Source organism: Enterovibrio sp. QJM3NY_24 (assembly GCF_057786035.1).
The window spans coordinates 1,296,267-1,319,526 of sequence record NZ_CM173520.1; the positions used below are offsets into that span (position 1 = coordinate 1,296,267).

At 46.8% G+C, this 23,260-nt stretch carries 23 protein-coding genes; 13 read left to right on the forward strand and 10 right to left on the reverse strand.

From position 1 onward, the window contains the following. Positions 1–9: 9 nt before the first annotated feature. Together AC3CIC_RS21935 and AC3CIC_RS21940 are read right to left on the reverse strand one after the other, a co-directional pair. Positions 10–1,116, reverse strand: coding sequence for an ABC transporter ATP-binding protein (locus AC3CIC_RS21935; RefSeq protein WP_488516237.1), 1,107 nt, complete (start codon positions 1,114–1,116; stop codon positions 10–12). 128 nt (positions 1,117–1,244) lie between these two features. After that, a complete protein-coding gene (locus AC3CIC_RS21940; RefSeq protein ID WP_488516238.1) occupies positions 1,245–2,309 on the reverse strand; it encodes an extracellular solute-binding protein in 1,065 nt (354 codons plus the stop codon). A gap of 550 nt (positions 2,310–2,859) precedes the next feature. Here AC3CIC_RS21940 and AC3CIC_RS21945 point away from each other — a divergent pair. Beyond that, positions 2,860–3,135, forward strand: a complete 276-nt coding sequence (locus tag AC3CIC_RS21945; protein WP_488516239.1) for a DUF3081 family protein — start codon at positions 2,860–2,862, stop codon at positions 3,133–3,135. Between the two features lie 54 nt (positions 3,136–3,189). Here the strand turns inward: AC3CIC_RS21945 and AC3CIC_RS21950 are convergent, their stop codons facing one another. After that, positions 3,190–4,257, reverse strand: a complete 1,068-nt coding sequence (locus AC3CIC_RS21950) for an acyltransferase (RefSeq protein ID WP_488516240.1) — start codon at positions 4,255–4,257, stop codon at positions 3,190–3,192. Positions 4,258–4,656: 399 nt separating this feature from the next. Here AC3CIC_RS21950 and fusA point away from each other — a divergent pair, with 399 nt between their 5' ends. Next, positions 4,657–6,741 (forward strand): elongation factor G, encoded by a 2,085-nt coding sequence (fusA, locus tag AC3CIC_RS21955; protein ID WP_394209308.1) that lies wholly within the window; start codon positions 4,657–4,659, stop codon positions 6,739–6,741. Between the two features lie 128 nt (positions 6,742–6,869). Here fusA and AC3CIC_RS21960 read toward each other — a convergent pair whose 3' ends face one another. Further along, positions 6,870–7,331: a DUF302 domain-containing protein gene (locus AC3CIC_RS21960; protein ID WP_488516241.1), complete on the reverse strand. Its 462-nt coding sequence runs from the start codon at positions 7,329–7,331 to the stop codon at positions 6,870–6,872. 443 nt (positions 7,332–7,774) lie between these two features. Between AC3CIC_RS21960 and AC3CIC_RS21965 the strand changes: the two genes are divergently transcribed. Genes AC3CIC_RS21965 through AC3CIC_RS21975 form a run of 3 tightly spaced genes read left to right on the forward strand, consistent with a single transcriptional unit; the run spans position 7,775 to position 9,085 of the window. Further along, positions 7,775–7,984 (forward strand): cytochrome c peroxidase, encoded by a 210-nt coding sequence (locus AC3CIC_RS21965; protein ID WP_488516859.1) that lies wholly within the window; start codon positions 7,775–7,777, stop codon positions 7,982–7,984. 4 nt (positions 7,985–7,988) lie between these two features. Further along, positions 7,989–8,330, forward strand: a complete 342-nt coding sequence (locus AC3CIC_RS21970) for a hypothetical protein (RefSeq protein ID WP_488516242.1) — start codon at positions 7,989–7,991, stop codon at positions 8,328–8,330. A gap of 56 nt (positions 8,331–8,386) precedes the next feature. Beyond that, positions 8,387–9,085, forward strand: coding sequence for a cytochrome-c peroxidase (locus AC3CIC_RS21975; protein ID WP_488516243.1), 699 nt, complete (start codon positions 8,387–8,389; stop codon positions 9,083–9,085). Between the two features lie 590 nt (positions 9,086–9,675). Here AC3CIC_RS21975 and AC3CIC_RS21980 read toward each other — a convergent pair. From AC3CIC_RS21980 to AC3CIC_RS22005, 6 genes are all read right to left on the reverse strand, one after another. Continuing rightward, positions 9,676–12,411: an alkaline phosphatase family protein gene (locus AC3CIC_RS21980; protein WP_488516860.1), complete on the reverse strand. Its 2,736-nt coding sequence runs from the start codon at positions 12,409–12,411 to the stop codon at positions 9,676–9,678. A gap of 307 nt (positions 12,412–12,718) precedes the next feature. Beyond that, a complete protein-coding gene (locus AC3CIC_RS21985) occupies positions 12,719–13,375 on the reverse strand; it encodes a c-type cytochrome (RefSeq protein ID WP_488516244.1) in 657 nt (218 codons plus the stop codon). A gap of 14 nt (positions 13,376–13,389) precedes the next feature. Beyond that, positions 13,390–14,724 carry a molybdopterin-dependent oxidoreductase gene (locus tag AC3CIC_RS21990; protein ID WP_488516245.1) on the reverse strand — a complete coding sequence of 445 codons (1,335 nt, stop codon included), beginning with the start codon at positions 14,722–14,724 and terminating at the stop codon, positions 13,390–13,392. A 255-nt stretch (positions 14,725–14,979) separates the two neighbouring features. Next, positions 14,980–15,858 carry a sterol desaturase family protein gene (locus tag AC3CIC_RS21995; RefSeq protein WP_488516246.1) on the reverse strand — a complete coding sequence of 293 codons (879 nt, stop codon included), beginning with the start codon at positions 15,856–15,858 and terminating at the stop codon, positions 14,980–14,982. Between the two features lie 134 nt (positions 15,859–15,992). Continuing rightward, positions 15,993–16,262 carry a VF530 family protein gene (locus AC3CIC_RS22000; RefSeq protein ID WP_488516247.1) on the reverse strand — a complete coding sequence of 90 codons (270 nt, stop codon included), beginning with the start codon at positions 16,260–16,262 and terminating at the stop codon, positions 15,993–15,995. Positions 16,263–16,389: 127 nt separating this feature from the next. Beyond that, positions 16,390–16,719 (reverse strand): hypothetical protein, encoded by a 330-nt coding sequence (locus tag AC3CIC_RS22005; RefSeq protein WP_488516248.1) that lies wholly within the window; start codon positions 16,717–16,719, stop codon positions 16,390–16,392. Between the two features lie 268 nt (positions 16,720–16,987). Between AC3CIC_RS22005 and AC3CIC_RS22010 the strand changes: the two genes are divergently transcribed. The 8 genes from AC3CIC_RS22010 (at position 16,988) to AC3CIC_RS22045 (ending at position 23,259) form a co-directional block, all read left to right on the forward strand. Further along, positions 16,988–17,347, forward strand: a complete 360-nt coding sequence (locus AC3CIC_RS22010) for a response regulator (RefSeq protein WP_017006422.1) — start codon at positions 16,988–16,990, stop codon at positions 17,345–17,347. Between the two features lie 172 nt (positions 17,348–17,519). Beyond that, positions 17,520–18,308, forward strand: coding sequence for a DUF3450 domain-containing protein (locus AC3CIC_RS22015; RefSeq protein WP_488516249.1), 789 nt, complete (start codon positions 17,520–17,522; stop codon positions 18,306–18,308). After that, positions 18,305–19,669 (forward strand): MotA/TolQ/ExbB proton channel family protein, encoded by a 1,365-nt coding sequence (locus tag AC3CIC_RS22020; protein ID WP_488516250.1) that lies wholly within the window; start codon positions 18,305–18,307, stop codon positions 19,667–19,669. The genes AC3CIC_RS22015 and AC3CIC_RS22020 overlap by 4 nt, the downstream gene beginning before the upstream one ends. After that, a complete protein-coding gene (locus tag AC3CIC_RS22025; protein WP_488516251.1) occupies positions 19,666–20,217 on the forward strand; it encodes a MotA/TolQ/ExbB proton channel family protein in 552 nt (183 codons plus the stop codon). Before AC3CIC_RS22020 ends, AC3CIC_RS22025 begins: the two co-directional genes overlap by 4 nt. Further along, complete coding sequence (locus AC3CIC_RS22030; RefSeq protein ID WP_488516252.1) at positions 20,214–20,618, forward strand: ExbD/TolR family protein; 405 nt, start codon at positions 20,214–20,216, stop codon at positions 20,616–20,618. Before AC3CIC_RS22025 ends, AC3CIC_RS22030 begins: the two co-directional genes overlap by 4 nt. Beyond that, a complete protein-coding gene (locus tag AC3CIC_RS22035) occupies positions 20,618–21,298 on the forward strand; it encodes an energy transducer TonB (protein WP_488516253.1) in 681 nt (226 codons plus the stop codon). Before AC3CIC_RS22030 ends, AC3CIC_RS22035 begins: the two co-directional genes overlap by 1 nt. Further along, complete coding sequence (locus AC3CIC_RS22040; RefSeq protein WP_488516254.1) at positions 21,295–22,509, forward strand: tetratricopeptide repeat protein; 1,215 nt, start codon at positions 21,295–21,297, stop codon at positions 22,507–22,509. Before AC3CIC_RS22035 ends, AC3CIC_RS22040 begins: the two co-directional genes overlap by 4 nt. Before the next feature lie 201 nt (positions 22,510–22,710). Beyond that, positions 22,711–23,259 carry a hypothetical protein gene (locus AC3CIC_RS22045; protein WP_488516255.1) on the forward strand — a complete coding sequence of 183 codons (549 nt, stop codon included), beginning with the start codon at positions 22,711–22,713 and terminating at the stop codon, positions 23,257–23,259. The last annotated feature ends 1 nt before the right edge of the window (position 23,260 follow it).

Consider the following 23,260-nt stretch of genomic DNA (forward strand, 5'->3'; position numbering starts at 1 on the left):
GGTGGAGTCCTATTTCTGTGAGGGTAGGCAGCGAGAAAACTGCGACTGCCAATGCACAAACAGTGCGTCGCCAGGACGTACATGACGAAACGCTTCGGTTTGCGGTAATTGAACGGAAAATTGCGTTTGGTGCTGTGGGCAATCGACCACCAATTGGCTGCGAGAACCGTCAAACAGGATCTCTTTCACCGCGACATCAAACCCGTTGTCGGCAGTCGCAGGCTTGGCGTCTGGAAAAGCAATGCTGATCGCTTCTGGACGCACAAACACATCAGAGCGTTGACCAATTGAAAGAGGGCTTCCCGCATTGGCCTGCATAATGTCACCGCCTTCGCCTTTCAAGGTAACCACGTTGCCATTGATGGCAGTGACGGTGCCCGTGCGTTGATTATTTTCGCCGACAAATTTGGCGACAAATGCGGTGGAAGGTGAATAGTAAAGGTCTTGCGGTGTGCCGAGTTGTTCAAACTGGCCGTTGTTCATTACGGCGACTTGGTCGGACATGACCAAGGCTTCTGATTGGTCGTGGGTGATGTAAACAAAGGTGGTACCAAATTCTTGTTGTAAGTGTTTCAGTTCCACTTTCATTTGTTCGCGCAGTTTTAAATCCAACGCGCCGAGAGGTTCATCAAGCAAAAGCACGTCAGGGTTTAATACCAGACACCGCGCGATGGCTATACGCTGTTTTTGACCGCCAGAAAGCTGTGAAATCTGCTTTGGGCCACTGCCAGAAAGTCCCACGCGCGCGAGCACTTCATCGATTTTCTTTTTAATTTCATGCGACGGTGTTTTGCGACGGCGAAGCCCATAGCCAATGTTTTCAGCCACGGTCATGGTGGGGAAAAGGGCCAAATGCTGAAACACCATATTGACGGGGCGTCGATTCGGGCTGATATCGTTTACTCGTTTCCCTTTAATAAAGATGTCGCCATGACTGGCTTGCTCAAACCCAGCAAGCATTCTTAGCAGGGTGGTTTTTCCGCAACCTGATGGGCCGAGAATGGAGAAGAAGCTGCCGTTAGGCACGGTGAAATCAATGTTGTCCACGGCCATGAAATCGGCGAAGGCTTTGGTCAATGCCCGGCATTCGAGATCCGGGATAGGGTGTTCTGTCATGAAAGTACCGCCAATTGGTTCAGACTAGGTCACAATATGGGTCAACAAAAACGACCAAAAACATGCGATAAAGAGTGTGATAGAAACGGCCTGTGCGGATCACCGGCCGTGATGGGAGACTAACGAGCTTAGTTTGCTGCTTTCACGCGATCGAGCACCAAGCCTTCCATTTCTTCTAAACCAGCAGGCACGGTTGGATACCACTTGATGTTATCAATGTCCGCTTGCGGGAAACTGGTTTGGAACTGCGATTTTGCAGTGTCGTTGACAAAATTATCTGCACCTTTAGACGCGGTAAAGTTGCCTGCTGACTCAGTGATTTTGGCGGCAACCTCAGGCTGGTTAACGAAGTTAATCCACTGGTAAGCTGCATCAACCGCTTTGGATTTTCTTGGAATCGCGAAGGTATCAATCCAGCCTAGCGCACCAGAAGCAGGGGCGACAAAATTGATGTCAGCATTGTCTCTGTTTACTTTCCATCCACCTGCATCCCACGCCATTGCACCAACCACTTCACCAGAACGCACAAGGTTGAGCAGCTCATCACCGCCTGACCAATACGCTTTCACGTTGGGTTTGCACTCGACCAGCTTCGCTTCTACTTTGTCCAAAATGGCTTTGTATTTAGCAGGGTCGCTGTAGGCGGCAAACGGGTCTTCTCCCATGGCAAATGCGAAGCCTATTAAGGTTGGTCGCTTGAGGCGATAAGACACTTTGCCTTCGTACAGTTTATTACACAGATCGGTGTAATCTTTGATCATGCCTGCGTCTTTGGTGTTTATGACCAAGCCGCTGGTACCCCAAATGTGTGGTACACCATAAACCTCACCATCTAGGGCCGTGTTTTTCTTGGTGGCGTCTACCATGGAAGGAATCAACAGTGCCGTGTCGACCTTGCTCATATCGATAGGCTGATAGATACCAAAATCACGTTGTGCGCCGGTAATACGGTCCTGACTTGGTTGAACGAGATCAAAGCCTGAGCCGCGCGTTGCGCGCAGTTTAGAAATCATATCTTCATTGTTTGATTTGGTGACTTTGACTTCAATACCCGTTTCTTTCTCGAACTGGTCAATCACTTCTTGCGGTGCATACCCCCCCCACGTCAACAGGCGAAGGGTTTCAGCATTGACAGCTTGCGCAGAGAGCAATGTTCCTGCTGCAAGCGCAACAGTGAGTTTTAAGCTATTCATCTTTCGTTCCTTTTGATGGGGGACAGCGTAGGCATCATCCTTGCTGTTCGGAGCCAACTTGGCACGTCTGCTTCGAACGGTACGAATATCTTGTTACGTTTTTTTTACAAGTCAGTGAAATAGCTATGATCTAAAGCGGAAGAAATAACCAATAAGCGATCTCACATCTGTGAACGTAATCACGCGGCAGGGCCAAAATTTATCTTTAATTATTAATTGGTTGACCGTGTCTTAGTAGCGATGCGTTTGATTTGAGAATGAAAGGGGTGATAAAAGAAGGAAAGGTGGAATAGACATTGATTGACCTGACTCATGCATCGGCTCCTGTAGGACATACCAGCATATTTTTGTGTGAGATGACCAAGCCAGATAGTCACGCAACACTTGTATACTTAATCACATGGCGTAGCGTTACCGATCACTCTTCGGTGGTCCTTGTTTTGCACACTTGTGTATTGAAAATCATACTCATGAACACTGACATGCTCTTTGCTACCGAAATGCTGAAAGGGGTTTGTTTATTCCAAATGTAAGCAATAAGAGGTGAGTCATGAAAAATGAACTCAACATTGCCAAGTTGTTGGCAGCGTTCGAAGTGATTATGGAAAAAGGCGAAGCGACTGAATTTGGTAAACGCTATCAAGGGGTTGAAGCATCAACTGACTATGATGGATATAACGTGTATTTGAAGGGCAATGGTGTTGAATTGCATATTGGATTTCACAACATTTATGATCTTAAGTATGACCAGGCTCATCTCAAGGACAGCTTTTTGAAGAAAATCGATAGTCTGCTTCAGGATACGCCCGCGGATGATCATCGGTAAAAAAAGTCCGGACTCTCCGGACTTTTTATCTTTGAGTGACTGGAATCTAATGAATTATGCCGTTTCGCTGCGTGGGGTTAAGCGAGGTTTACTGCTTTCCATTTGAACCAGAAAGCGCGTAAAAGGCAGTTTTTCCAACAAGAAAACCAATCCAAACGAGAGTAAAACAGTCAGAGGTGCGAGCAAGACATCTTTAGCTGGACCTTCGATGGCAAAGGCGCCAAAGACGTTAAACAATACAATCATCACAACAAAGTGCGCCACATAAACGCCGAGTACACGCTGACTCAAAGCAAACGTCACGGGTGAATTACCCCACGTTGGGTGATTGAGTAGCAGACTAAAAATACCAATGGCCATGATTGGCGTACCTAGCAAGAAGTCATGTGTTGCCATCCAAATATCGTATTGACTGAGCAATGCCCCTTCTGCCAAACATAATGACAACCCACCCAAGAACATTGCTACTGATACCTTTGTCGAGAATGTTATGTTTCGACGACGTAATTCGAAGCCCGCGACAACCATCAGCAAGCTAAAGAAGGGACCATTGCGGGTGAAAATTGGCGCCTCACCTTCCATGATGGGTTGATAGCTTCCTGCACCTAGGCCCCACATATAGAGACCGAGGGCCAATGGCACCATTAAGGATTGCTGCTTGAATCTGATGAGTAATGCAATGATGCCAAGGGCGCAAAGTAACCCTGGAATGTACCAAAGATGAACCATGCCACCTTCAAATAACGTGTTCAGGGGCGAGTCTAATAGAAAGTTCCAGTATCCAGTACGAGCAGCTAGATAGCCTTCTGTCATCGCCACATCGAAACGAAAAGGGATTAACAAATAGATAGCACTCCACGCTAACCAGATAGCCACCAGAGGCTTGGCATAATGTGAGAATGTCTTAGACGGAGCCTGAGTCAGTTTGGGCTGGGTAAAATACCCCGTCAGCAAAAAGAAGAAAGGAACCGCAAAACGAGACAGTTGATTGATGACATCAGAGAGTATATTGATGTTTTGGCTGTAGGCGTCACCACGCAAAGGCCCAGCATGGATAATGATCACGGCAAGAATTGCCAATAGGCGTCCCATCTCTAACGATGAAATACGGGCGGGAGACATACAAATTCCTTAGACGCAAAACCGAGCACCGACTGGCGCAAAAAAGTGCACTGACTATAAGGATTTGTTGAACCGAAACTGAGTGATTCCTCTCGATTTTGCGAAGAGGTTATGCAAAGTTTGAGTAACTCGGTGCGCATGGTTGAAAAAAAGCCAATCTGTATCCACAAACAAAGTCGTCACTTCTAATGGAATCAGGATTGGGGACAATGCCACTTGCATAAACACGCAAGCAGAAAAGAACGCCGGAGATAAACGTGATTGGGTCTGAAATGTGGTTAGAAATACAGCAACATAAACTTAAATTATCTCGCTGTGTACAACATGTTTCTTTACGCGACAACGCCTGCTATAATCTCCGCCCTTATATAAGCCAGTAATTGTTTATAGAGACGAACAATGACAGATCTAAGTAAATACAGAAACATTGGTATTTTCGCGCACGTTGATGCGGGTAAAACCACTACTACCGAGCGTATCCTTAAGCTTACCGGTCAAATCCACAAAACTGGTGAGGTTCACGATGGTGAATCTACTACCGACTTTATGGAACAGGAAGCTGAGCGTGGTATTACCATCCAGTCAGCAGCAGTTAGCTGTTTCTGGAAAGACCACCGTTTTAACGTTATCGATACTCCGGGACACGTTGACTTCACTGTAGAAGTTTATCGCTCACTGAAAGTACTTGATGGTGGTATCGGTGTTTTCTGTGGTTCTGGTGGTGTTGAGCCTCAGTCAGAAACTAACTGGCGCTACGCGAACGAATCAGAAGTTGCACGTATCATCTTCGTTAACAAACTAGACCGTATGGGTGCAGACTTCTTCCGAGTTGTTAAGCAAACTAAAGACGTGCTAGCTGCTAACCCATTGGTTATGGTTCTGCCAATCGGTATCGAAGACGAATTCTGCGGTGTTGTAGACCTTCTGACTCGTAAAGCATACGTTTGGGATGACTCAGGTCTTCCTGAAAACTACGAGATCACAGATGTTCCTGAGAACATGCTTGATCAAGTAGAAGAATACCGTGAGATGCTAGTCGAAACTGCTGTTGAGCAAGACGACGACCTGATGGAAGCATACATGGAAGGCGAAGAGCCATCTATTGAGCAGCTTAAATCATGTATCCGTAAGGGTACTCGCACAATGGACTTCTTCCCAGCTTACTGTGGTTCTGCTTTCAAGAACAAAGGTATGCAACTTATTCTTGATGCTGTTGTTGATTACCTTCCTTCTCCGACTGAAGTTGATCCACAACCACTGATGGACGAAAACGGCGAAGAAAATGGCGAGCACGCTATTGTTTCTGCTGACGAAACCTTCAAAGCGCTGGCATTCAAAATCATGGATGACCGCTTTGGTGCACTAACATTCGTACGTATTTACTCAGGTAAACTGAACAAGGGTGACACCATCCTTAACTCGTTTACTGGTAAAACTGAGCGTGTTGGCCGTATGGTTGAGATGCAAGCAGATGACCGTAACGAACTAACTAGCGCTCAAGCTGGTGATATCATCGCTATCGTTGGTATGAAAAACGTGCAGACTGGTCACACTCTGTGTGATCCTAAGCACCAAGTTACGCTTGAGCCAATGATCTTCCCAGTGCCAGTAATCTCAATCGCAGTTGCTCCTAAAGACAAAGGCGGTTCTGAGAAAATGGGTATTGCAATCGGTAAAATGGTTGCAGAAGATCCAACGTTCCAAGTTGAAACTGATGAAGAAACTGGTGAAACCATCCTGAAAGGTATGGGCGAACTTCACCTAGACATCAAAGTTGATATCTTGAAGCGTACTTACGGCGTAGACCTAACTGTTGGTCAACCACAAGTTGCTTACCGTGAAACTATCACTAAAGCTGTTGAAGATAGCTACACGCATAAGAAACAGTCTGGTGGTTCTGGTCAGTTCGGTAAGATCGACTACATCATGAAGCCAGGCGAAGTTGGTTCAGGTTTCTCGTTCAAGTCTTCTGTAGTGGGCGGTAACGTTCCTAAAGAATTCTGGCCTGCAATCGAGAAAGGCTTCAAAGGCATGATGGATACTGGTGTTCTTGCTGGTTTCCCTGTACTTGATGTTGAAATCGAGCTACTTGACGGTGGCTTCCACGCAGTCGATTCATCTGCAGTAGCATTTGAAATCGCAGCGAAAGGTGCATTCCGTCAATCTATGCCTAAAGCTGGTGCTCAACTTCTAGAGCCAATCATGGCTGTAGACGTGTTCACTCCAGATGACCATGTTGGTGATGTAATCGGTGACCTTAACCGTCGTCGTGGCATGATCAAAGACCAAATGGCTGGCGTAACGGGTGTTCGTGTTAAAGCGGACGTACCATTGTCAGAAATGTTTGGTTACATCGGTACCCTACGTACAATGACTTCAGGTCGCGGCCAATTCTCTATGGAATTTGCACATTACGCACCTTGTCCTGCGAACGTTGCTGAAAAAGTTATTGCTGACGTTAAAGCGCTTAACGCTAAGAAGTAATTCTTACTAAGTCAGTAATACTAAAAAACCCGCATGCGAAAGCCTGCGGGTTTTTTGTTGTTTTTTGTTTATGTACCATTAACTTTTTTGATAGCCGTTGTTAGATGTCAAAAGCTAAATCAGAATAACTAAGGTGAAGGCTGTGTGGCTAGCTTAGCCAGAGAGACCAATGCTTTTTCTACTTTTTTCACAGACAAGCCGCAATCTTTGATACGGTGACGTTGTGCAATATAGTCTGGGCTGTTGTAGCCAAGCCAAACTTTCCCTTTCTCATCTTCCCAAATTAGTGCTTTTTGCGGTAAATCAATACCTGCTGACTGGTTACATTCCATAATTGGCGTACCAACTTTTGGGTTTCCGAATATGACCAATTCAGTAGGGCGAAGTGCTAATCCAGCTTTCTGTGCGCCTTCAGCATGATCGACTCGCCCAATGACTTTAAGCCCGCGTGCTTTTGCTGCGACGATCAAACGTTCTGTTGTGACTGGAACACTATACTGGCTTTGAATCTGAACCATCCCTTCTTGTGCAAAAGCAGGAATAGTGATGAATGCGGACAGAAGTGTAACAAGTCGGAAAGTCAATTTCATATTCTATTCCTTATCGCGAATACCATAATGACAAAGCAAATAATAAGGCTCTACTTTTCTCTATAATAAGCAAAGTAGTAATGCATGCCGACACATAAAGACTAGCAAATCAATAGGAATGTCACTGAATTACGGGAAGGAAAAATGAAATTGGCATACTTAAATGCTGCCTGTAACGGATAATTGACGAATGTTTGTAAATTTTACTGGGCAGTGTAAATGTCGGAGACTGAAATTAATTGGCCATAACTCTCGCAGTTTTGAGTCATTTTCGCCAAATATTTACATGTGGGAGCAAATGCATACTCCACAAAAGATGGCTTGTTCTTGCAGGTAATGTGCAACGTGCATCGTGAAACAGGAACATGAGCAGCGGAACGTTTTAGGTGCATGTTCACAGCACAAATTTGTAGCCTACACTGTATACCGATCGCACGGGGTCACTGGGTCGAAAGTTGTTTTTCAGCAAAAGCTTGAGTGGTGATCAAGATGTTGGCTGCGCCAGTTGCCATCACCCTATGTTGGGAGGTGCAGACGATCTAAGTCTTCCTGTCGGCGTGAATGCAGCGCAACCAGAAGTGTTGGGCGAAGGACGCGTGGATGTGGATGATTTGCCGATGTGCCAAGAAACAGCCCAACCATTTTTAACATAGCATTGTGGGACACCGGCTTGTTCTGGGATTCACGCGTCGAGAGCGCAGGCAAAGAGGCAGGGGAAATGGTGCGGGTTCGACCATTAGCACACCCGACACTGGGTTTGGGGCTGCTGATACCAATGCGGGTGATAATTTGGTGATGGCACAGGCGCGATTTCCGGTGACATCCGATGAGGAAATGAAAGATACAACGTTCGAAAATGGGTCAAGTAATGACACCATTCGAAGCCATCTTGCAGCGCGTGTTGGTGACTATGGTGCCGGTGCGGGGGAGTTGGCGACAAACCAGTGGCTTGCTGCATTCCAAACGGGGTTTAGTAGCTCAGATGATGCAACGCACTGATTACCTATGAAAACATTGCGAAAGCGCTCGCTGAATATCAAAGGTCGATGGTGCTTGTGAATTCTCCTTGGCAAAATTACCTTGATGGCGAGACCGATGCATTAACTATTCAGCAGGTTGAAGTTGCATTGTTATTTTTTACCGATGCAGCACAAGGTGGCGCGGGGTGCGTGAATTGCCATAGTGGCAGCCTTTTCAGCGATGGTTTACATCACACTGTTGGCTTTCCACAAATAGGTCCTGGGAACAATACCGCTGACGATGATGACTTTGGGCGCGAGCTGATTTCAGGCGATTCCAATGACCGTCATCGTTTCCGCACCCCATCTTTACTCAATATAGCGGCAACTGCACCTTATGGACATGCAGGGGCTTATGGCAGCTTAGATCGGGTCTTGCGCCACTATGACAACCCGAGAAATACCGTGAATAACTATTTTAACAATGATCGGCTATGTGATTTAGCGCAATTTGAAAACGTGAGTAACTGCAATAGCCTGTATCCTGATGCGCGCTCGCACACGTTAGATGCCATTTCAAAATTGGAAGATGAGCAAGACAATGGGACGTCGGAGCTCAATAACGTCAACTTTAATGGCACTGAACGCGGGCAACTTGAAGCATTTCTCAATGCATTGACGGACCCTTGCGTACTTGACCGAACGTGTATGAGTGCTTGGATTGCCGACGAAGTTGAAGATAACCCAGATGATCAGGTATTAATTGCGACCGATGAGTTTGGTGTCCCTCTTTAGCCCAGAATTAATAAAGAAAAAACCGATGTGAAGTTGTTAAATCAACAACATCACATCGGTTTTGTATCGATCTTGATGAACGATTTAAGCGCGAAGAATTACGCTTTTTTGATCGCTTTCTTGATCTGTTTTACTTTTGCTTTTGCTTTCTTCAATGATTTTTTCAGTTCTTTTTTAGTCTTAGCCATGCTGATTCTCCTTTAGTGGCTGATTAGAGAAACTCACCGGTACAACATACTCCGCTAAGTTTATTCCGAGTGGGTCTTAGACCCGTTTTCATTAATAAACTGTTTGATGAATCTTCGAATCTCTCGTGCGGATGACGTATCAAGATCTTCACATAATGAAATGAATTCATCACGTTGCTTGCTGTTGATACGAATGATTAGTTGGCTGTCTTTCTTGTTTTCCGCACTTTTCTTTTTACTGCTCATCGTCATCACTTCGTGTAATGCTTTGCGTATACAATGTATATACATTTTTGGTAGCGAGGCTAACAAGTCATGAGTGAATCGGTGAGAGTTGGTTAAAGAAAAGCCACTCTTGATGAGTGGCTCTATTACAGCAAGAGGTGATGTATCCCTAAAACGCTATTTTTCGAGATGTTGGAGTAAAGAAGGAAATCCCCAACTGTCTTCTCCCACTTCTACTGGCTTACCAGACAGGTATTCATACAGCGTTGGTGCAAGCGAACCGTTGACGGCGGTAGGAATGCGTTTATCACTGGTGACAGGTGTCCCCCAAAACCCAATGAAGGCATCTTTCTCATGAAAATGCTCTCCAGCATGACGTCCGGGTACCTTGGTGTTGTAGCCAACGCCTTGTGCAGGGAAAAGGTTGATGGTGCCTGCTCGGCTTTCATCATAAAGGTGGGCAAGCTGATTGACGCTGTCCGGTCTAGGGGTGAGTCTTGTTAGCTGTTGCCATGTGCTTTTATCACACCAGGTCTGCGGACTGGTTGCGTCTACTTTGTTCATGCACTGGTCAATTAACGCAGATTTCTCCTGCTGTTCTGTTTCGCTCAACGCTGCTGCGTAAGGGTTGGTCTCATAAAGATTCAACAGCACAGGTGTTTGGCCGTTTTTAGCGTGATACAAAGTGCGGTTGCCGTTGCGAGTAATAAATTCATCATGTCGAACGCCATCTTTCACCGCGACCAAACGCAACGTACAGGCGGATAAGCTGCAGTCTTGTTCGCGAACCGCAAGGTAATCCAAGCTATCGCCAAGGCGTGAAACGGTTTCGTGCACCATGTCTATCGCAGGATCATCCTTCTTCGCGGATAAAGGCTTCCAGAAAGTGAGTTCGCTATAGAGAGGCTGTGTTTCCCAGCCTCGTTGGCTATTGAATAGATCCATCATGTAGTTACCACCCGCGGTGGATGCCACAATGACATCAATCCCTTTATTACTTGGGTAATCGAAGGTGTGGGTGATTTTAGGCCCTTCTCCTTCATCAGATGAAATCTTGCGAATACGCAAAGACATGTCGTAATCCGATTGGATGCCCTCAAACACTTCGTTCTCTGGGCTAACGATATGGTAGATAGGTGACAAACCATGATCGCCGGCTATGCCCCAAAGCACCTGATCGTAAACGCCTGCTTTGCGGTAAACCGTTTCCATTTCTCCGAGCCAAAAATCTAAACGATTGAGCTCGCCCGTTGGCGCGAGAATTTCATTTGCAAAGGGGCCCGTGAAATGGGCGAAATGGTCTGCCCAAGGGTTATAGGCCAACACAAAGTCAGGTAGGCCTTTTTGAGAAAGCTTGGCGTAATCTCCCAGCTTGTCTTTTATGGTTAATCGCTTGGTCGAGCGCGTTAGCGGCGTCCACCATGTGATGTCTTGATAGGCGTGGATGTCTTTTATTAAGCTTTCGCGCATCGAGTGAAGGGAGACTTCTATCTCGCCGCGCTTGCGTAGATCTTTCAAGCAGCGCTGCTCACCAAAATCACGTATCGCCTCCCCGAGGCCAAGGTTAATCAGAGGGTCGTAACTGGATTGCGCATACCAATCATATTGTGCATTGCAGTTAAGCGTGACCAGTGGAACCAACCGCTCAAATTGCGTCTTTGCACCGTTACCACTAAATAGTGGATCGAGCTGAATGGCGTCGTTACCAAAGAAGTAATAGGCGCGATCTTGTTCGCGATCGACAAAGTGAAAATTCGGGATACCCGTGCCACCGTCGCCTGTCACGTTTGCACCGGTTTTGATGATCGGCAAATTGCGTACGCTGATGGTGGGTGTGGTCGACACACCATATTCCACAACGCCCTTCGCGCCTTCTTGATAAAGTCTGCTGAAGAAAGGCAGGTAGCGTGGGTCGGTATAAGGTGTGTCCGCAATCTCAAACAAGAAAGTGTTATCTGGCAAGTGGTTTGTCTGAGTGATTTCGACGCCTTTCGGTGCAAAGCCTTCGATGTTTTGTTCATCGCGCTTCACTTGCTGCAAGAAAGGTGAAGGTTGCTTGCTCACCAAGCCTTGAATCAGGCCTTGTTGCAGACCATCAACTGTCATTTGAACGGCAAAGGGACGTATGTTTTGATGCGCTAAATAGGCAAGTAATGCATTGGGCTCATCGTTCAGTGCGTCTTGCATCCACGCGTTTAATGCGTCAACTTTCGCGCCTTCAAGCAGGTATTGACGATAGCCTTTCAACACATTTAATCGCACAAAATCGACCAAGCTGATGGTAATGGCTTGGGCGCGATTGTTCTTTTTGGTCTGGTTTTCAGGTTTGGCGTCATCAATAATGCTGAGAATGGCCGCTTTCATGTCGCCTTCTTCAAGGCTTTCACTGTACTTAGTGAGCATGCTCACCAGTACTTGCTGCACGGTGGCGACCGTTTCCCTGTCTGCTTTGCTGTTCGTGAGGTATTGATATTGATCGGGCAAGTCATCGCCATAAAGCAGTTTATCTTTGCCAAAAAGGGCATCATAAAGCGTCACAAGTGCGGCGATGAACTGTCGATTCAGCAGGGCTTCTTCTTCGGTTTTAGGGCCATGGCTGCTTGATTTGGACACCTCTTTTTTGCCGTCGAGTGAGAACAATGAATGCTGCCATTGCGCGAGTTCAGCCTCAGTGAAAGTGTCCAGCAAATACTGTTTGAAGATGTCTTGGTTAACCACTTCGCCGGTGTAGCGATCGTAAAAGCTATAGAGCAAGTGCCCGAGCTGAATCGCGTATTTCGGATTGGATAACTGAGAAATGACTCTGGCCTTAACGCTCGCATCGAGAGGTAAGGTCAATACCAATGCATCGAGCGCGACACCACCAACCATAAACAGCGCGATGTCACGGCTGGTGGCTGCACTGATATTCATAGATTCGTAGATATTAGAATAAACCAGCTGACTGCTGTTATAAATGGCACCAACGAGAGGAGTACTACCAAGATCAGGCTCGGAGTTAGCTGAAGTACAGAAAGAAGTAACGGTCAGGGATAAAGAGACCGTTACTGCACAGCGTCGTATCGATTGGATGCGTGTCATTAGTCTATTACATTGTCATTGGGTATGACGTAGAGCTTACTAGAGATATCAGATTGTTAGAAAGGGAAGCGGTGCAGTTTTGCGCAGTTGCTCCGCCCACAATTGAGAACAAAACTCAGATCTCGCTATTCCCCGTCAGCTATTCGCCATAGTAGGTGACGAGGTAATCGAGGACGCGCTCATGATCCTCATCGTCTAGCTCATCCATGCCTTGTTCATCAACCATCCATTCCAACGTTTCGTCCCAACTATCACGGCTGAGCCCCTGCTGCACAACAAGGTGTAATGAGTGGCACACGGAACAGGTAGACGCAACCAATGCCATGTTTTCATCCGAGTTAAGAATGCCTTCCCCCAAGGCTTTCACCGGAACAACGTCGTCGATGCTTTGCCAATTTGGCGGCGTCGGATTTTTTGTGGCGAGCCATGCAATGATAGCCGCGCGAGCACCGGGATCTTTTACACCGGGATACACCATGTTCGTGCCTGGCGCGAAATCCGAGGGTGACGTTAAAAAGGCATCAAGGGATTCCGCATCCCATGTTTTACCTTCAATACGATTAGCGGAAAGCCCCTCACTGTAATTGAAACCCGAAAAAGCGGCGATTTCTCGATCAGCTATTCCGTAAAGAGGCGGGCCAACAATCGTGATACCGTTGGGTTCTACTTGGTGACACGCTTTACACACGGCAGCTTGTTGTTCCCCAGCAGCAACCAAGGCATCAACAGCAGCGTTGGCAGCGAGGGAAGAAAACAAGAAAGCAGCGCCGAATAACGACGCAATAGTAGATTTCATCAAAGCCATTTCACCTACCCTTTCACTACAAGTGCGATGCGGTGAAAGCTGTTGTTGAGGTAGCCTTTCGGGTTCCATGCAATCGCGAACGGTTGGCTGACGCCTTGGTCATCGGTGGCTTTTGCCCACACTTCGTAATAACCGGCTTGCGGGAAAGTCACTTTTGATTCAAAGGTTTGCCATGCGCCGTCATTCGCGGGATCGGAAAGATCGGCATCGATCCATGTTGCGCCGAAATCGTTCGACAGTTGAACCTTGGAGACTTTACGATCCCCAGACCACGCATGGCCACGTACCAGGACTTCTTTACCTGCGACTTCACTGTTCGTTTCCGGCGAGGTGATCAGAGATTTCACGGGCATTCTTTCGATGATCACAAAATCGTCTTTATCGACTTTTTCTCCGGGTGCAACGGGGCGGTTAGGCACGCGATAGGCTTTGCCTGTCATCTTTGGCCCATCATGCACCTGATCTCGCACCGTGATTTTGGTGAGCCACTTCTGTGAACATGAACCCGGCCAACCTGGCACAACCAGACGAAGCGGTGCACCGTTCATGTCGTGTAATGCTTCGCCATTTTGTGCGAAGGCAATCAGGTTTTCACCGCCCAAGGCTTTCTCTATAGGCACACCACGAGATATGGGCAGTTTGCCTTCCTTGCCCGAAAGGTGCTTATCCGCACTGTAGTGGGCGGTGTACACCGCGCCTTCTTGCACACCAGCGGCTTTCAACACGTCAGCCAAGCGCACGCCTGTCCAAGATGAACAGGCCACTGCCCCTAAGGTCCATTGGTTGCCTTTGGCTTTTGGTTCAAAATACGCGCGGCCATTACCGCCACATTCCACGACCAATTGTTGCTCAACCACGTCGAAGTTCTTCTTGAGATCTTCGATGGTTAGCGTCATGGGTTTATCGACTAAACCGTCAATGGTGAGTGTCCACGTGTCAGCATCGACAGCAGTAGGAGGAATGCCGTTGTTACGAATGAAATGTCGTGCTGTTGGCGTGACATCGTCATTAAGCAGGTGAGGGGGCGTTTCAGCGTTTAATGGTCTGTCGTTAAGCACGATCAGGCCATCTTTCCCTGCAATGGTGACATCATCGAGCCCTTCCGCAAATGCGGCGGGAACCATGCCTGCGGGCATATTGCGATGAAAAGGGATCGCGCCGCCAAGCACGGCAGCCATGGTGGCCAAGCCTGCGCCTTTTAGAAATCCACGTCTGTCAGAGTGGCTTTTTCGACCAAACACCTTTTCGTCTGCGGTTTCTGGGTGTTTGTTATAGAGGTCGTAAATGCCTTCCGTTTGTTGCGCGTCCGTGTCTGATGAATGTCCTTTCTTATTCGACATAGTGCCTCCTACTTAATGGGCCAACTGAGCTGTTTGAATAGTTATATTAAAAATGTAAGCGGTTACATTATTTAATAATAAAGTATAGGCACAGCTTTGATTGGGCTTTAGTGCGACTTGTAGGGGTTTCTTAGTAGCGGGACATGGATGCGCAGCAATGCGTTGAAAATTGCGATGTGTGCTGGCTTTTCCGCAAAAGATTTCTAGTCACTTTTTCCAACAACTTAGGCTGACATGTGGTGAATCAGCTTAATTTTAGTTTGTCGAACTTTTGGGAGGCTTATTTCGAATGGTGCCATCACTTATCTTGGGAGCACCAAACAAATAGGTTAGACGAACACTTATGGGAGTCTTGGCAGGCGAAAAGGCCAGCGTGACGAGTGTTTTCCATTGGTGAAAGGTCACCACAAAGGGATTCCAACTGTTTATGGCATGTGGAATACCGTAATTAATGTGGATGTCGCTTCTTTCTTCAACAAAAGTACCAAACAGTTTGTCCCATATGATCAAGACGCCTGCAAAGTTTTTGTCGATGTATTCTGGGTTTCGAGCGTGATGCACGCGGTGATGAGAGGGCGTATTGAAAATGTGTTCAATCCAACCCAATTTTCCCACTGTGCAGGTATGCACAAAGAACTGAAAGCCAAGGTTTAAAGCCACGACTAAGATAACCATTTGGGGTGGATAGCCCATTAACATTAGTGGTGTCCAGAACAACCACATGCCTGAAATGGGGTAGGTCAGGCTTTGGCGAAACGCCGTCGTGAAGTTCATCTTCTCGGAGCTATGATGGGCAACGTGTGAGGCCCATAGCCAATGTACGTTATGCGATGTTCGATGAAACCAATAATAGAAGAAATCTTGAAGAATAAATGCGGTAAATACCGCCAATGGCGTCATGGTGATATCGAACAGGCGAAACTGATACAGCCATAAGAAGAAAGGCATGAGTAGAAAGGTGGCGATAATATCTGCGCCTTGATGAAGACCGGCAAGGCTAAAGTTACACACTAACTCTTTCAACGAATAGTCGTTGGTGCCTTGCCTGCGCAGCAGTCGGTATTCAAGCACCATGCAGATTAAAAACAGCGGTGCAAGAAAAACCAGTGTTAGTGATTCCCAGCCTGATTCCATGTCATTTCCATATGTGATCTTGGCTTATTCAATCTATACCCTAGCAAATTCTCACTGAACAAACATCTTGAGGTTGCTTGGATATAACCACGAGCACAATGGTGACGACTTCACCTAACCGATTGGAAATCTGATTACTTTTCTAGTTTGTTTAATGCCGCTGCCCACGGATCTGCGGTCTCATCCTGAGTACAGAAAGTGTCAATATATAGCTCTTCAGTTTTTTCTCGTGCCCAAGGCGTTTTACGAAGAAACTTGAGGCTAGACTTCACGGAAGGATCGCTTCTAAAGCAGTTAATGGCAATATGTTGACCTAAATATGGCCAGCCATAATGGTCAACTAACGCATTGACGATTTGCTCAAGTTTAAGCCCATGAAGTGGGTTATTTGGTTGGACGTTCATGTTAAAGCCCGTGGATGAGTGAATTCGGCTGCGACTTTGCCACAATGTGCGCTGCGCTTCAATCTATCGAGCAAAAAGAAAGGGAGCCTAGGCTCCCGTTCGAATGTTTGCAATGTCCAATGCGCGGTTAACGGCGCATTGAAAGTCTTTGTTCTGTGAACTGATTAAGACGTAAACGGGTTTTGATGTCTTCGCATGCGCGTTGAACACTAAAGGTTTCTTCCGCTGACAGATGAAGTGACAAAGTGCCACTAAAACGGATATCTTCGCAAATGTCGGCTAACCCTACTAAATCAGACACTTTAGCGTCTTCTGGATCTTTCAACAGCTTCTCGTGTTGCTTTTGAATTTGAATCACATATATCTGACTTGAATAGGTCAGTGAGGTGAGCATCATTGCTAACATCGTAAAAAACAAAACCAGAGAGACAACAAGTAGAGGTTTATTCGTAGACATAAATTTTTATTGATACCATCAATGTAAATGGAAGCTCTTATTTTGGAAGGGGAAGTCTACTCTTCTGGACATTGTTTAGGCAAGCGTTTCAATGCGTTATATTGACAGTAATATGAGAGTGAAATCCAATTTATTGGTTTTATTTTCACAGGATTACAAATTAGTTGCTGTACAGTCTTTCCTGTTTCGTCGTACAGGTTGCAAAAGTAGACCTTTCAGGATAGACATGAGAGTATAATGAGAATTAATATCATTTAAGAGTGTAGGCATGCCGGAGTTACTTCTTATTGAAAGCAGGTTATCCCCATGCGGTTGGGTGAAAACGACATTTAGTCAACACGGTTGCAAAGTGACACGTGTTCTTCATGTCAAACAAGCAGAGCGCGCACTCCAGCAATACAATTTCGATTTGGTGCTGATTGCTTCTGAAGGCGTACTTCCTTGTATGACAGATGTTAGACGTTTAAGAGAAAGCACGGCGTTACCTTTGCTTGTTCTGATGCCAAATGCGACTAAGGCGAATCAAACCGACCTTTTCCGTGCTGGAGTGGATCAATTAATCTGCGACAATATAGCGAGAGAAGCACTTTGGCCTCAGGTCGAAAATTTGTTGAATCGAAAGTGTTAATTGGCCATCAACGCAATATTGCTACATTGATGAAGCTATTGCGTCAGTAGAGATTCATTTTACAGAAATAACCTATTGTTTTAAAAAGTATATTTACAGATACGATCAGGCTGATTGGCATGATTGTTTTACAGTGTAAATATTGACCAAGTATCCAGAGACACACTATTTCATGAAACTCTTCAAACGCATCTTTGTTATCACCTTAGTTAGCACACCTCTATTAGTGGGCGCGACTGAATTGGATAGAGCCGCTTCCATCGAGGCTGACACACTCCACGCTGCAACTGTCTCCCAAAAGCGCATTGATGCGAGTGACGAAAACACTCAACAGATGAAATCTGAGATTGAACGCCTTCAACAGGAAATCGAAAACCTGAAGGTTTATCGTCACCACCTCCAAAACTTGGTTATTGATCAAGACCAAGAGAAAGATCGCCTTCATCAACAATTGGAAGACATCAAACAAACACGACAAGGCATTGTGCCTTTGATGTATCTCATGATCGATGCGCTGGATAGCTGGGTAGAATCCGATTTACCCATCAAGCACGACCGCCGTCAGCAGCGTGTTGCTGGGCTCTTAAGCATGATGTCTCTGGCGGACGTCAGTGATGCAGAGAAGTTTCGCCGCATCCTCGAAGCTTATCAAATAGAGCTCGACTATGGCGCAAAGCTGGGCGTATATCAGGAAAAAATGACGTTGGATGGGGTTATACGAGATGTCGATGTTCTACATCTTGGCCGCCTTTCTCTTGTCGCTAAAAGTCTAGATGGCAGCGCATTTTGGTATTTCGATCGTGCTCACTCTGCGTGGGTGCCAGTGTCGGCTGAAGGTCGCGATATTGATAGGGATAAATTGCATTTGGCCTACCAAGTTGCCAACAAAAAAGCTGCGCCAACACTATTGAGTTTGCCACTATCATTGACTGAGCCTTCTCAACCGGAGGCGCAAAAATGAAGATGAAAAATCTGCTCCCAAACTTGCTACTGGCACTGCTAATGAGTGGTGTTTCTTTGCCCGTGCTGAGTGATTTGGTGGATAAATCTCAAGCTGCACACATTGAAGGCAAGGCACATAACAGGGAGCGCGAGTCTACATTCCAACAACAAGAGGCTGCGCTGAAAAGCCAGCTAACCGCACTTCAAATACAACAAGAGACGCTTGAAAGCGAGACTGAAAAACTGAGTGATAACTTCACCACCAACGAAAAAAAATTGTCTGATCTTGAACAAACTCTGCATCTGGAAACGGGCAGTTTAGGGGAAGTCTTTGGTGTGGTGAGGCAAGTTGGCCGAGAGCTTCAACAAGGGCGTGTAGATTCGCCAGTGTCGGCGTCTCAGTCCGAGCTAGCTCGTGAATATAATCGTACACTTGATGACATCGCTGACGCGAAAGTGTTGCCTTCTCTAACTAAACTTAACGCCTTGTTTGTCGGCATGTCGAACGATCTCGTGGCCAGTGGTGAAATTGCGCCAGTGCAGGTCAATGTGCGTGATGCGAGTGGAGCAATCCGTGAAAAATCAGTGCAGCGCTTGGGAAATGTTGGCTTGGTGGATCAAGACGGTTACCTCGAATGGGATGGCGTACGCCAACAAGCGAACCTGCTGCCGTATCAACCCAACGGGGGCTTGACGAATGTGACGTTGCGTCAAACCAAGGCGGGAGACTTTGTCACCATTGATCCTACTCGCGGCGAGGTGCTTAACCAATTGTCAAACACGCCGACATTGTCGCAACGATTTCAGCAAGCTGGTGTTGTCGGTAAGATTATCGCTGGTTTATTGACGGTGGGCTTGGGTATTGCCCTAGTGCGAGGGGTCGTGCTGTTAAGAACGCGCTTAATGATTCGCGCGCAAATTAAACACCCTGAAACAGCGGGTAATAATCCCTTAGGGCGAGTATTGAAGGTTTATCACTCAGAACCTAACCGAAGTTTGGATTCTCTTGAGCTGAGATTGATGGAAACCATTATGGATGAGCAGCAAGGCTTTGAAAAAGGTTTGTCGATGCTCAAACTGTTGGCAGCAATAGCACCGATGCTTGGGTTGTTGGGCACGGTGACGGGTATGATAGAAACCTTTCAGGTCATCACCCAATTTGGCAACAGTGATCCCACGGTCATGGCTGGAGGTATCTCAATGGCGTTGGTTACCACTGTGATGGGTTTAGTCGCGGCCATGCCGTTACTTTTAGCACACAATATGTTGACGACGCAGGCTGAAATGCTGAGGGGAACGCTGGAAAAAATTGGTGTGAGCTTGGTTGCGCAGCAGTCTGAAGTGTCCATCCCTACGAGTGTTGTCGAGTTGCGAGCATGACAGAGATAACCGTTTATCAGGCAAACCTTGCTGAACAGTGGTGGCAGTCACTGTTAGGCTTTATGACGCAAGGTGGTCCAATTCTATGGGGATTAGCCATTGTCGCAGGGGTGTGTTGGTTGTTGGTGGCAGAGCGGATACTCTTTTTAGCGCTGATCTTCCCCAATACTCACCAATCCTTGGTGTCACGCTGGCAGACTCGCGACAACCCTGCGTCATGGGCATCTCGAGTGATTCGTGACGGCTGGCTTTTTGACGCGCATGTTCTGTTGTTTCGTCATCTCAATCTGATTAAAGGGCTGGTGGTGATTTGCCCCATGCTCGGATTACTTGGCACTGTCACAGGCATGATTACGGTATTTGATGTTATTGCTATGGATGGGACCAGCGAGCCGCGTTCGATGGCTGCTGGTATTTCGATGGCAACGCTTCCCACTTTGGCTGGGATGGTGATCGCACTCACGGGAATGTTTGCACATGCCCGTATTTTTAAAGCATGTGAACGCCGTGAAGCTTTATTGTCCAAAGCGTTAAGGAGTCAGCAGTGAGATTCCAGAGACAGCAAAAGGCCAGAGATGATGCCCAGATTGATTTGACCTCCATGCTGGATATTGTATTCATCATGCTGATCTTTTTTATCGTCACTAGTTCATTTGTTCGAGAGTCCGGCGTTGATGTTAACCGCCCTGCAGCTAGCCATGCTTCAGTACAAAAAGGCGTTGGGATAATCGTTGCGATTACCGCTAGCAATGATATCTATATCGATAAGCAACGAGTGGATGAAGAACGTCTTGAAGCGACGCTAATAAGGCTGATGGTTGAACAGCCAGGCGCCTCATTGGTCATCCAAGCAGACAAGCTCGCATACAACGGCACGGTAGTGACGGTTATCGATGCCGCTAAAGGAGCGGGTATTGATAACATTGCATTGGCAGCGGAGCAAGGTTAATGCTGCGTTGGATATTGGCAGTCCCCGTTGCTGGGCTTTGTGTGCTTGCACTGTTTGCACTGATGGCTGCGATGGTTGAGCCGTCACGGCCAAACGATAGGCGTGCAAGCAACTCACTGGCTTTCGATCTTGTGATGGTTGAACCCGAATCTGAGTTAACACGCCGAGAACGTTTGTTGCCTCCGAAACCCGAACCGCCTCCACAATCTGCAACACCGTTAACGCCAGTTTTGAATCCGCAAGTTACCAGTACCGCGAATACGACCGCGCAACCCAGCATCAGTGCATTACTGCCAGATATTGCGATGGATATTAGCGTCACGGGTTTTGAAACATCGTTGCCTGTTGTGTCGAAGCTTGCTGCGATGCCTGCGAGTGCTTTGCCATCTATGGAGGTGGGAACGGCACAGGCCGCAACGCCGACTTTACGCGTGGAAGCAAGATATCCAGCCAAGGCATTAAAACGCGGTATTGAAGGATATGTGGTGATTAGCTTTACGATAAATGAAAAAGGACGCCCGACAGATTTGAAAGTGGTGGATTCAAAACCAAAACGCATGTTTGACCGCGAAGCACTACGCGCGCTGAAAAAGTGGAAATACACCCCTCAACGTATTGGCGGCCAAGTCATTGCGCAGCAGGGTCAAACCGTTAAGTTTGATTTTACGGTAGCCAAATGAGAACGCTTCGTTTGATTTTAGCTGCGATTTTTACTGTTTGTTTGATGATACCGCCCGTGAGTGCAACGTCGCTTTCCGCCATTACCGCCAATAAGGTACAACGGGCGATAAACTTGCAGCAGCAGGAAAAATGGAAAGAGGCAACCACAGTACTGGAAAGTACATCCATGGCTAGCACGTATGACGTTGCTTTCGTACAACGCATGTTAGGCGGCTTGTATTGGCAATTAGGTGTACCCAACAAAGCGATAAGGTCATTAGAAGCCGCAGTAGACAGTAACAAGCTTGAACCTGATGCACAGCGCTCAGCGCAACGTATGCTCGCTGATATCTTGCTTTCGCAATCGCGCTACGCCGAAGCCCTTCGTCGTTATTATTCACTGACCAGTGACAAGCTTCCACTTACCTCCGGTCATGCGCCAACCGAAAAAGAATTGGCTGATATTTGGCTACGTATTGCGCAGGCTCACTATCAAAATCAGCAAGCAAAACAAGCGCTGTCCGCGATTAATCGTCACCTTTCACTGGCGGCGGCCAAGGTGTCTTCTTTGTCTCTAAAATTGGGATCTCAGATCACGCTGAAGCAATGGAAGGGGACGATTGCCACGCTTAAACAGCTTATCGCAATTGATCCTGAGAATAAGGCCTGGTGGCTTCAGTTAACGGGGAGTTATCAGCAGCTCAATCAACCGATAGACATGTTGAAGACCCTTGTTTTGGCGGTGCGAAAAGGAATCGCACTGTCATCTTCAGAAAAAAGGATGATGGCACAACTTTATGCTCAACAGGGTGTTCCTGAAAAAGCCGCCGCTTTGATGCTCGAGTTGAATACGAAAAATGCTAAAGCCTCATCTTTGGCGATGGAAGCCAGTTACTGGCAGTTGGCGAAAGAGTGGGATAATGCGATTGCGGCTTGGCAGCGAGCAGCGGAGCAAGACAATCAGTATCGTTGGTCGCTGGCACAGTCACAACTTCAACGTGGTTTGTATCAAGAGGCGTTAACCAGTCTGGATTTGATCACGGAAACAAACCAACAAGCGCAAGCTGAACTTGGTCAGGCAATCGCTTATGACAAACTCGATAATCTAGATAAAGCCCTTGAGCATGCGAAGCGAGCCAATGAAATCGAGCCGACAACGCAAACTGAAAGCTGGATTCAATACCTTAGCCACAAACGGGATGCCGCTTCTGCTGTCTCTGACATTCGATGAAAGAAGTAAAATAATATATATCTGCATTAGATGTTGATAATCGCGTCATTCTCGCCTTATTATCGCTCCAGACCTTATTTTCCCCCTTACTTGTGCGGGCGTAATGGTTAAATATTCGGCAAGTTGGCTACGTCCTTTCTGTCGGTTAAGAAAAACGCAAATTTGAGCTTTTCATGCTCCTCTGTAAGAGATATACCCTGAATGACGTTAGACTTTTTCACAGAAATCCTTGGATGGACATCCGTTGCTTTCTACATCGGTATTACTATTTTCAATACCATGAAATTTACGCGATTTGCCGCGTTTGGCTCTGCAGCGAACGATACGTTGTGGGCGTTTTTGATGGGATGGTGGCCGAAAGTCATTCTTAACCTGTCAGTGGCATCACTGAATACTTACCGCTACGCAAAAGACTTCACCAATGCGTCAAAGGCCGTGATCCTTGGCCTGGGCGGAGTGATGGCGGCAGGTATTATGTACATCGTTTACGTGGCAGTCTCAGCGTTTATTGCAGAGCCTACGTTATCCGTTGCCTTGCAGTTTGCGGATTTGGGTGTGATTTTGCTGGCACTGTATATGACCACCCTGATCAACTACCGCAAGCTTATGCTGCTCTCGGGTTTTGTTGGTATGGCCGCCTACTACGGCAACACACAAATGATGATCATCAAAGTGCTGGTGATTGGCATTATGAGTTACAAGCTTTTGTTTGATAAATCACAGAAGACGGAAGCTGCTGAAGTGGCTTAGG